The sequence below is a fragment of the Colwellia sp. C2M11 genome (assembly GCF_018860915.1).
In the GTDB taxonomy this organism is placed as follows: domain Bacteria; phylum Pseudomonadota; class Gammaproteobacteria; order Enterobacterales; family Alteromonadaceae; genus Colwellia.
Genome location: NZ_JAHKQD010000047.1, coordinates 37,400 through 47,119, shown reverse-complemented (window position 1 = coordinate 47,119; position 9,720 = coordinate 37,400). Strand labels below are relative to the sequence as shown.

The window sequence follows — 9,720 nt, the reverse complement described above, 5'->3', positions numbered from 1 at the left end:
TATTCCTTGAAGCTGAATTCGTTTATCAGTATTCTAGTTACACAGCTAAATCAGACACTCATTAACCTTAAGTTAAAAAATTATGACGACTAACCTGAACAACCGACATCACCATCATATGGAACTGCCCGTTCAGGTATTTTATTATTTATTTTAAATAAAAAAAGACCGCGATGGGCAATGGCTTTTTCGCGGATTAAAACTTAAGTATTATATTTATGAACCCCCGAAGAGCCTTAAATCTTTCGGGGGTTTTTCGCATTTTATGCCCCTGAAAATTGTATATACAAATTTTTAGCATTAAAAACTTATAATTAGGAATCGAACAAATGACATCATCAGAGCCACGTTTACGTATAGCAATGCAAAAATCAGGACGACTTAGTGACGATACTCAAGCACTATTAAAGCGTTGTGGATTAAAACTTAATGTTACTGACCGCCGTTTATTGGCACATGTTAGTAATATGCCTATCGACATTATGCGCGTACGTAGTAGTGATATTCCAGGTCTAGTAATGGATGGCGTATGTGACTTAGGTATTGTTGGTGATAATACGCTTGAAGAAGAAGAATTATCACGTGCACTTATTGGTAGCAAAAACAATTATATTAAAACCACAGCATTAAACTTTGGTGGCTGTCGCTTTTCAATCGCCATGCCTGAAGAATTCGAATATACAGGATTACAATGTTTAAACGGTTTACGTTTTGCAACCACTTACCCGCAATTATTAAGACGCTTTGCTAAAGAAAATGACATTAATGTTGAATTTTGTTTATTAAAGGGCTCTGTTGAAGTAGCACCAAGAGTTGGTTTAGCCGACGGTATATGTGATTTAGTGTCAACCGGTGCCACTCTTGAAGCAAATGGTTTAAAAGAAGTTGCTGAAGTATTTCGCTCTAAAGCTTCATTAATTCAACGTTCAGAATCTTTAGGTGATGAAAAACAAGCTATCCTAGATACACTACTTCCGCGTATTCAAGGCGTGATGAAAGCAAAAGAAAGTAAATACATTATGTTACACGCACCTAAAGATAAAATTAGTGAAGTAAGTGCATTAATGCCAGGTAAAGAAACACCAACTATTTTACCTTTAGCAGGACGTGATGACATAGTAGCCGTACATGTTGTGGCAACTGAAACTTTCTTCTGGGAAACTATGGAACAACTAAAAGCGCTAGGTTGTAACTCCATACTTGTTATGCCAATTGAAAAAATGATGGGCTAAATTCATTAAGTTATTGATTGGTTTGTTCAAGCTCGACATAAAAGTACTTACTTGGCTAGCGTCAACCTAGTACTTTCCGTTTCCTCTTGTACCAGCTATTTTCGCGTTAAAATAATTTATATAACCTATATATAGACATAGAGAATATTATGAATACCCAAATAATCGACTGGCAAACAATATCACCTCAGCAAAGAAAAGACGCGCTTGCTCGTCCTGCTATTGCTGATAATGCGCTTTTATCGACTCAAGTTGCTAACATCTTATCTAGAGTACAAAACCAAGGTGATAAGGCGCTATTTTCTTTAACCGAGCAATTTGATGGCATTGCCTTATCAACGTTATCAGTAACAGCTGAGCAAGTAGCACAAGCTAAGTTAGCATTAACTGACAAACGCCTTAAAGCCATTAACACCGCATACGAACAAATAAAAAGTTTTCACAGTGCGCAAACGCCAAAAGATATTTTTGTAGAAACTTGCCCAGGTGTTCGTTGTACACTAAAAACCGAATCAATTGAAAGTGTTGGTTTGTATATTCCCGCTGGCAGTGCTCCGCTTCCATCAACTGTTTTAATGCTTGGTGTACCTGCTCAACTAGCAGGCTGCAAACGTACAGTGTTAGTTTGTCCTCCAGATAAAAATGGCAAATTAGCGAATGAAATATTAGTGGCCGCTTCACTTTGTGAAATCACTGAAATTTACACTGTAGGTGGTGCGCAAGCTATTGCTGCTTTAGCCTATGGCACAGAAAGCATTCCAGCCGTTAATAAAGTATTCGGGCCTGGAAATCGTTATGTTACCGAAGCGAAAAAACAGCTCTCTCAACAAGTCGCTGGCTTTGCTATTGATATGCCCGCGGGCCCTTCTGAAGTATTAGTTATTGGTGATGCGCAAGCTAACCCTGCTTTTATTGCTGCTGATTTACTATCTCAAGCTGAACATGGTGCCGATAGCCAAGTTATATTTTTAACCGATAGTGAACAACTGCTCAGTAAAGTTTCAGATGAACTTGATAAACAAGTACAATTATTATCAAGAAAAGATATCGCGCTACAAGCTTTAAAGCAATCAAGATTAATTTTAACTAAAGATTTATCGCAGGCAGTTGAAGTATCAAACCTTTATGGTCCTGAACATTTAATTGTACAAACAGAAGATCCTCAACCTTTATTAACAAATTTACGTAATGCCGGCTCGATTTTTGTGGGTGCTTATACGCCAGAATCTGCAGGTGATTATGCCAGTGGAACCAACCATGTTCTACCAACCTATGGTTATTCAAAAGTTATTTCAAGTTTATCATTAGCTGATTTTTCTCGCCGCTACACGGTACAAGAAATTAGTAAAACAGGTTTACAAAATCTTGCAGAGTGTATTATCGAACTAACCGATGCAGAAGGGTTAGACGCTCACCAAAGAGCCGTCACTATTCGCTTAGAAGAAGGTGAATAACATGACAATAGCGAACAAGTTAGCACGGGCAGAGCTCGTTGATATGGTGCCTTATCAGTCTGCTCGCCGGCTTTTTGCCAGTGGTGATTTATCGAATAACACAAATGCTAGCGCGAACAAGAAAATATGGCTTAATGCCAACGAAGCTCCAGGAAATGGCGAATATCAAGTCACAAGTGAAAATATTAATCGTTACCCTGACTTTCAGCCCGATAACCTATTAAATGCTTATAGCAATTATTGTGGCCTTGAGCGTTCACAAATACTAGCTACACGTGGTGCAGATGAAGGTATCGAGCTTATCATTCGCAGTTTTTGTCGTGCTTATCAAGACAGCATATTAATTTGCCCTCCTACTTATGGCATGTATGCAATTAGCGCTGAAAATCATGGTGCAGGCATAGTTAAAGTACCACTAAAAAACAACATTCTTGATCTTGAAAGTATGAAGTCGCAAGTAGGTAAAGTTAAAGTTGTCTTTTTATGTTCTCCTGGAAACCCGACCGGCAATTTATTACCCAAAGAACAAATAGTTCAAGCGATTGAATTATTTAAAGATACTGCAATAGTTGTACTAGATGAAGCCTATATCGAATTTTCTCCAGAACAAACAAGTACTACGCTACTTGCGCAATACGAGAATGTTATTGTACTAAGAACCTTATCAAAAGCGTTTGCTCTAGCTGGCCTTCGATGTGGTTTTACTTTAGCAAGTAACGATATTATTACCCTACTTAGTAAAGTTATTGCTCCCTACCCTGTATCTGCACCGGTAGCTGAAATTGCCAGTTTAGCGCTTAGTACTGATTTAACAAAAATGACTCAGCGTGTACAGGACTGCAATACACTTAAGGCAGAGCTTACCATTTGGCTTAACGAACAATCTTGGTGTAGTGAAGTATTTGCAAGTGATGCTAACTTTGTTTTATTTCGTTGTACTACGCAACAAGAAAAAACACAAATTTTTGACTTATTAGTCAGTAAAAATATTCTCATCCGCGATCAGTCTAAACAACTACAATTAGATAATTGTTTACGTATCAGTATTGGTAGCGAACAAGAAATAACTCAACTTAAAGAAGTATTATCATGAGTAACAAACAAGAGAAAATATTATTTATCGATCGTGATGGCACCTTAGTTGAAGAGCCAATAATTGATAAACAACTAGATACCCTAGAAAAATTAGTTTTTGAACCAAACGTAATCCCTGAACTGTTAAAACTGCAAGCGAAAGGTTTCAAACTTGTGATGGTGTCCAACCAAGATGGTTTAGGTACAGATAGTTTCCCACAAGCTGATTTTGATTTACCTCATAATAAAATGATGGCAATTTTTTCGTCACAAGGTGTCGAGTTTCAAGATACTTTATTATGCCCCCATTTTGAAGAAGATAACTGTAACTGCCGTAAACCAAAACTTGGATTAGTAAGTGATTACTTACAGCAAGGTCGTGTAGACTTTACTAACTCTTATGTTATTGGTGACCGAGAAACCGATATGGGCTTAGCGGCTAATATGGGAATTGTCGGCATAAAGTATAACCGTGATAGCCTTACTTGGTCACAAATAAGTGAAAAAATCTTATCATCACTAGAGCAACCTCGTACGGCAACAGTTACCAGAACAACCAAAGAAACAGATATTACTATTAGCGTCAATTTAGATAAAAAAGGCGGTAGCAAAATTGATACCGGTTTGGGTTTCTTTGATCATATGCTAGATCAAATCTGTACCCATGGTGGTTTTAATTTGCAATGTAGTGTAAAGGGTGATTATCACATAGATGACCATCATAGTGTCGAAGATACTGCACTTGCCTTAGGTCAGGCATTAAAAGAAGCATTAGGTAATAAACGTGGTATTGCTCGCTTTGGTTTTGTCTTACCAATGGATGAATGTCGTGCTGAATGTTCAATCGATTTATCTGGTCGCCCTTGGCTTGAATTTGACGCGAAATTTACAGCAGACAATGTTGGCACTATGTCAACGCAGATGGTTTCGCATTTTTTCCGCTCACTAGCTGACTCCATGCTAATTACTTTGCATTTATCAACCACTAAAGGAAATTGTCATCACCAAGTTGAAAGCTTATTTAAAGTGTTCGGTCGTGCATTAGGTCAAGCAATTAAAGTTGAAGGTGATGAATTACCAAGTTCAAAAGGAACATTATAATGACCAGCTTTACCTCTAACAAAGGGAACTCTGATAAAAGAAACAATGTCATTGTTGATACTGGTTGCGCTAACTTATCATCGGTGAAATTTGCTATTGAACGTCTTGGTTTTACCGCGACGATCACTGATGATATAGCGCAAATTAAAGCCGCAGACAAAGTAATTTTCCCAGGTGTTGGTAGTGCTAAACATGCAATGGCTAACATTATTGAAAAAAACTTAGTTGCCACTTTGCAAAGTCTCACTCAACCAGTACTGGGTTTTTGTTTAGGTATGCAATTAATGACAGAATCCTCCCCTGAAGGTGAAAAAGACGATCTTGTGGATTGCTTAGGTATAATCCCAACCCAAGTGACTCCACTTAATGCTAAAGGTAACCGTTTACCACATATGGGCTGGAATACATTAACGAAAGTAGCAGAACACCCTGTATTAAAAGGTATTAATATTGGAGATTACTTTTATTTTGTTCATAGTTTTGCCGCGCCTGTTAGTGAATATACGCTAGCAAGTTGTGAATATGGTACTGAGTTTTCGGCCATTATTGCAAAAGATAACTTTATTGGTTGTCAATTTCATCCTGAGCGATCTAGTGAATTAGGTAGTAAAATTATTAAAAACTTTTTAGAGTTCAACTCTACTCAAATAGAACCGGAGTTAAGTACATCATGATGATTCCCGCGATAGACTTAATCGGAGGCGAAGTAGTTCGCTTATATCAAGGCGACTATAGCCAAAAAACCAATTACAAAACCACGGTACAAGAACGTCAACAAGCTTACGCTGCATCAGGGGCTACCGTCATGCACTTTGTTGATTTAGATGGTGCAAAAGATAGTACTAAACGTCAATTATCAACTCTGAAAACCGTAGTAAATCATGAAACTATGATAACGCAGGTTGGTGGTGGAATACGCTGTGAAGATGATGTAAAACAGTTACTTGATTTAGGTGCAACCCGTGTAGTTATTGGTTCTCTTGCAATAAAGCAACCCGAGTTAGTAATTGAGTGGGTAAAAAACTATGGCGGTGAAAAGATTGTTTTAGCACTCGACATAAAAATTGATGAACAAGGGAATAAAACCTTACCTACTCATGGTTGGATTGAAGACAGCGGTGTTAATTTAGAAGACTTACTTGATGAATATATTGAAGCCGGTATAAAACATATATTATGTACCGATATTTCAAAAGACGGGACGCTTTCAGGCTCTAATGTTGATCTTTATATTGAGTTATGTGCCAAGTACCCGGCTATTCAATGGCAAGCTTCAGGCGGTATTGGTAGCTTAGACGATATCAAAGCCCTCATAGGCACTGGCGTTAGCGGCGTAATATTAGGCCGTTCTCTTTTAGAAGGTAAATTTACACTTGAGGAGGCTATCGCATGTTGGCCAAACGCATAATCCCCTGCCTAGATGTTCGCGATGGTAAAGTCGTTAAAGGTGTACAATTTAGAAACCATGAAATTATTGGTGACATTGTCCCTTTGGCTCAAAAGTATGCAGAAGCCGGTGCTGATGAACTGGTTTTTTATGATATTACCGCTAGCTCTGATGGTCGCGTAGTGGATAAAAGCTGGGTTAGTCGCATTGCACAAGTCATTGATATTCCGTTTTGCGTTGCTGGCGGTATTAAAAGTGAAAATGATGCGAAAGAAATCCTAATGATGGGCGCTGATAAAATTAGTATTAACTCTCCCGCACTACGAGATCCAACGTTAATTTCACGCCTTGCAGATCATTTTGGTCAACAGTGCGTCGTGGTTGGTATTGATAGCTTTTACGACAAAGAGACCAATCAATATCAAGTTTATCAATTTACTGGTGATGAAAACCGCACTCAAAAAACAAACTGGACAACGTTTGAATGGATACAAAAAGTCGTGAGTTTAGGTGCTGGTGAGATTGTTCTTAATTGCATGAACCAAGATGGTGTACGCCAAGGTTATGATATTGAGCAACTAAAACAAGCACGTGCTGCTTGTAGCGTACCATTAATTGCATCAGGTGGCGCAGGCACAATGCAACACTTTGCTGACGCCTATCAGCAAGCAGATGTTGATGGCGCACTAGCAGCGTCGGTTTTCCATAAAGGCGTAATCCCAATACACGAATTAAAAGTATATTTAAAATCACAAAACATTGAGGTAAGACCATGTTAATTAACCAAGAAAATGTGAAAGATCTAGCATGGCAGAAAATGGATGGTCTTATTCCAGCCATTATCCAACACGCAGCTACAGGCGCAATATTAATGCAAGGTTATATGAACCAAGCATCGTTAACTGCTACGTTAGATACCGGTAAAGCGACATTTTTTAGTCGCTCAAAGCAAGCACTTTGGGTAAAAGGTGAAACATCGGGTAATTTTCTAAATGTTGAACAAGTACTTACCGATTGTGATCAAGATAGTTTATTAATTGCTTGCACCCCTATTGGACCAAGCTGCCACTTAGGTACAGAATCTTGCTTTCCTGAACAAAAATTAACAACACAAAACTTTTTGAGTCAGTTAGAACAAGTAATTGCCAGCCGTAAAGGTGATGATCCTAAAGAAAGTTACACAGCACACTTATTTTCTCGTGGCACAACAAAAATGGCACAAAAAGTAGGAGAAGAAGGTGTTGAGGTTGCACTTGCGGCCGTCGCGGAAACGAAAGAAGATTTATTAGGTGAGTGTGCTGATTTGTTTTATCACACACTAGTGTTACTTGCTGATCAAAAAATCAATTTAAGTGAAGTAATGGCGGTATTACAACAACGTCATAATAAGTAATAGTAGCTTACCACTTAGTAAAATAACTAAAATATTAAGCACCTCTATTATATAAATATAGGTGCTTAAGTCATTTTTAAGCTGAGATCAGGTTACTTACTTGTTAACGCACTAAAAGCCACCCTAACTCGATCAAGGTCAGCTTGTGTGTCAACACCATGCACAGGTGCCTCAGATACAATACCTACACTAATATTAATACCATTATATAACGCACGTAATTGTTCAAGCTTTTCAAGTTTTTCAATTGATGCCATAGGTAAAAGAGTTAGTTTTTTTAGCGTTTCAACTCTATAACCATACATTCCGATATGTCTTAAATATGGTGTATTGCTCTTACCTAAATTATCCACTGTTAATTCAAGCTCACCATCTCGATCAAATGGAATCGCGGCACGTGAAAAATACATTGCCTGCATATTATGATTACACACTATTTTGACAACATTTTGATTAAGCGCATCGGCTAAGTTTGTTATTGGAGAGCCTAATGTACTAATACCAGCCGTTAAGTCTTTTTCTAATAGTTCAGCGGTTTGAAGAATTAACGCAGGCGGTATCATAGGCTCATCACCTTGTACATTAACAACAATGTCGGAATCTGCCCAATTAAGTTTAGTGACGACTTCAGCTAAACGATCAGTACCTGACTCATGACTAATTTCAGTCATAATTACTTGCGCACCAAAGTCTTGAGCTACACGATAAATTTCATCATTGTCGGTTGCTATAACAATACTATTAGCATCTATACCTGTTAACAAAGCTTGTTGATAAACATGCCAAATCATAGGTTTATCATTAATAGTAAGTAATGGCTTTCCTGGTAAACGAGAAGACCCAAAACGGGCAGGTATAACGATTTTAAACAACATCTGGGTTTCCTTAAAGAACACCTAAAAAAACAGCTTATTTTCAGTTATTGTAATTAAAATAGCTGAAAGTCAATATATCGACTCAACGTTATTATTGAGCAAAAAATTGTAATATAATCTGATTATTACCAAATTTAAGCACATAGACTCTTTATTACGACTGAAAATACTCTAAAACACCAACAACAGTATTACTATCATTATCATCAACGACCAACACATTCTTAATGTGGTTCTCTCTCATTATTTCTTCCGCTTCAGCTAACATATGATCTTGAGAAATAGTAATAGGAATAATTGTCATCATATCTGTCGCAGTAAGCACTTTATAATCGCTATACTGCATTAACGAACGTCTTAAGTCACCATCGGTAATAATACCTTCTAACAAGCCATTATTTTGAACGATTGCTAAGCCTAATGTAGAATTAGTCATGGTTAAGATAACATCGTGCATAGTATCATCAGGCATTACAAACGGTAAATTTTTAGTATGCATAACATCGGCAACTTTAGTCAGCAGTTTTTTGCCTAAACTACCACCGGGGTGATATAAGGCAAATTGATGTGGCTGAAAATCTCGTAGATAAATTAACGCAATAGCGAGTGCATCTCCCATCACTAACGTTGCCGTTGTTGAAGTAGTTGGTGCTAAATTATTTGGACATACTTCCTTTTCAATTTTAACATTGATGGTGATATCTGCATTTTTCGCTAAGGTACTCTGCGGTGCTCCTGTCATTGCTATAATTTTATTACCAAATTGCTTCAGTGATGGAATAAGCTTCAATACTTCATCCGTTTCACCGCTATTGGTGATTAATAAAATAATATCTTCGGGCTGAATCATGCCTAGGTCACCATGAAATGCCTCTCCTGGGTGAATAAAAAAAGAGGCTGTACCGGTAGATGCCATAGTTGCAGCAATCTTTTTCCCTATGATGCCTGACTTTCCCATTCCTGAAATAATTAAACGTCCCGAGCAACCAATAATTAACTCAACGGCTTTGGAAAAGTTTTCATCAACATTCTGAGCTACCAGCTGTATTTGTCGACCTTGTTCCACAATTGACTTATATGCTTTTTTTACCGCATATTCTGTCGTTAGGGCGTGATCAGCTTTAATTACTTTATTGCTCTCTTTCATTACTATTTTCTCTAGAATATTGGAATTTAAGGACAGAAAGCCCAATTTCTTTTATTT

The 9,720-nt window shown here is 37.6% G+C and carries 10 protein-coding genes; 8 read left to right on the top strand and 2 right to left on the bottom strand.

Translation table 11 applies throughout. From position 1 onward, the window contains the following. Positions 1-329: 329 nt before the first annotated feature. The 8 genes from hisG (at position 330) to hisIE (ending at position 7,641) form a co-directional block, all read left to right on the top strand. Positions 330-1,232 (top strand): ATP phosphoribosyltransferase, encoded by a 903-nt coding sequence (hisG, locus tag KO509_RS13020; RefSeq protein ID WP_215973699.1) that lies wholly within the window; start codon positions 330-332, stop codon positions 1,230-1,232. 149 nt (positions 1,233-1,381) lie between these two features. Next, the gene (gene hisD, locus KO509_RS13015; protein WP_215973698.1) at positions 1,382-2,686 is read left to right on the top strand and encodes a histidinol dehydrogenase; all 1,305 of its coding nucleotides are present in this window, start codon (positions 1,382-1,384) and stop codon (positions 2,684-2,686) included. Between the two features lies 1 nt (position 2,687). Further along, positions 2,688-3,779, top strand: coding sequence for a histidinol-phosphate transaminase (gene hisC / locus KO509_RS13010; RefSeq protein ID WP_215973697.1), 1,092 nt, complete (start codon positions 2,688-2,690; stop codon positions 3,777-3,779). Continuing rightward, positions 3,776-4,861 carry a bifunctional histidinol-phosphatase/imidazoleglycerol-phosphate dehydratase HisB gene (gene hisB / locus KO509_RS13005; protein ID WP_215973696.1) on the top strand — a complete coding sequence of 362 codons (1,086 nt, stop codon included), beginning with the start codon at positions 3,776-3,778 and terminating at the stop codon, positions 4,859-4,861. The genes hisC and hisB overlap by 4 nt, the downstream gene beginning before the upstream one ends. Continuing rightward, a complete protein-coding gene (gene hisH, locus KO509_RS13000; RefSeq protein ID WP_215973695.1) occupies positions 4,861-5,535 on the top strand; it encodes an imidazole glycerol phosphate synthase subunit HisH in 675 nt (224 codons plus the stop codon). Before hisB ends, hisH begins: the two co-directional genes overlap by 1 nt. Then, on the top strand, positions 5,532-6,269 hold the full coding sequence (hisA, locus tag KO509_RS12995; protein WP_215973694.1) for a 1-(5-phosphoribosyl)-5-[(5-phosphoribosylamino)methylideneamino]imidazole-4-carboxamide isomerase: 738 nt from the start codon (positions 5,532-5,534) through the stop codon (positions 6,267-6,269). The genes hisH and hisA overlap by 4 nt, the downstream gene beginning before the upstream one ends. Then, entirely contained in the window at positions 6,251-7,027 is a 777-nt protein-coding gene (hisF, locus tag KO509_RS12990) for an imidazole glycerol phosphate synthase subunit HisF (protein WP_215973693.1), read from the top strand. The genes hisA and hisF overlap by 19 nt, the downstream gene beginning before the upstream one ends. Then, the gene (gene hisIE / locus KO509_RS12985; protein WP_215973692.1) at positions 7,021-7,641 is read left to right on the top strand and encodes a bifunctional phosphoribosyl-AMP cyclohydrolase/phosphoribosyl-ATP diphosphatase HisIE; all 621 of its coding nucleotides are present in this window, start codon (positions 7,021-7,023) and stop codon (positions 7,639-7,641) included. The genes hisF and hisIE overlap by 7 nt, the downstream gene beginning before the upstream one ends. Positions 7,642-7,733: 92 nt before the next feature. Here the strand turns inward: hisIE and kdsB are convergent, their stop codons facing one another. Both kdsB and KO509_RS12975 read right to left on the bottom strand, forming a co-directional pair. Next, complete coding sequence (gene kdsB, locus KO509_RS12980) at positions 7,734-8,516, bottom strand: 3-deoxy-manno-octulosonate cytidylyltransferase (protein ID WP_215973691.1); 783 nt, start codon at positions 8,514-8,516, stop codon at positions 7,734-7,736. Positions 8,517-8,670: 154 nt separating this feature from the next. Next, positions 8,671-9,663 carry a KpsF/GutQ family sugar-phosphate isomerase gene (locus KO509_RS12975; RefSeq protein WP_215973690.1) on the bottom strand — a complete coding sequence of 331 codons (993 nt, stop codon included), beginning with the start codon at positions 9,661-9,663 and terminating at the stop codon, positions 8,671-8,673. Positions 9,664-9,720: the final 57 nt, after the last annotated feature.

Coding starts and splice junctions, on each gene's coding strand:
- hisG (WP_215973699.1), top strand. CDS start 330: ATGACATCATCAGAGCCACGTTTACGTATAGCAATGCAAAAATCAGGA.
- hisD (WP_215973698.1), top strand. CDS start 1,382: ATGAATACCCAAATAATCGACTGGCAAACAATATCACCTCAGCAAAGA.
- hisC (WP_215973697.1), top strand. CDS start 2,688: ATGACAATAGCGAACAAGTTAGCACGGGCAGAGCTCGTTGATATGGTG.
- hisB (WP_215973696.1), top strand. CDS start 3,776: ATGAGTAACAAACAAGAGAAAATATTATTTATCGATCGTGATGGCACC.
- hisH (WP_215973695.1), top strand. CDS start 4,861: ATGACCAGCTTTACCTCTAACAAAGGGAACTCTGATAAAAGAAACAAT.
- hisA (WP_215973694.1), top strand. CDS start 5,532: ATGATGATTCCCGCGATAGACTTAATCGGAGGCGAAGTAGTTCGCTTA.
- hisF (WP_215973693.1), top strand. CDS start 6,251: ATGTTGGCCAAACGCATAATCCCCTGCCTAGATGTTCGCGATGGTAAA.
- hisIE (WP_215973692.1), top strand. CDS start 7,021: ATGTTAATTAACCAAGAAAATGTGAAAGATCTAGCATGGCAGAAAATG.
- kdsB (WP_215973691.1), bottom strand. CDS start 8,516: ATGTTGTTTAAAATCGTTATACCTGCCCGTTTTGGGTCTTCTCGTTTA.
- KO509_RS12975 (WP_215973690.1), bottom strand. CDS start 9,663: ATGAAAGAGAGCAATAAAGTAATTAAAGCTGATCACGCCCTAACGACA.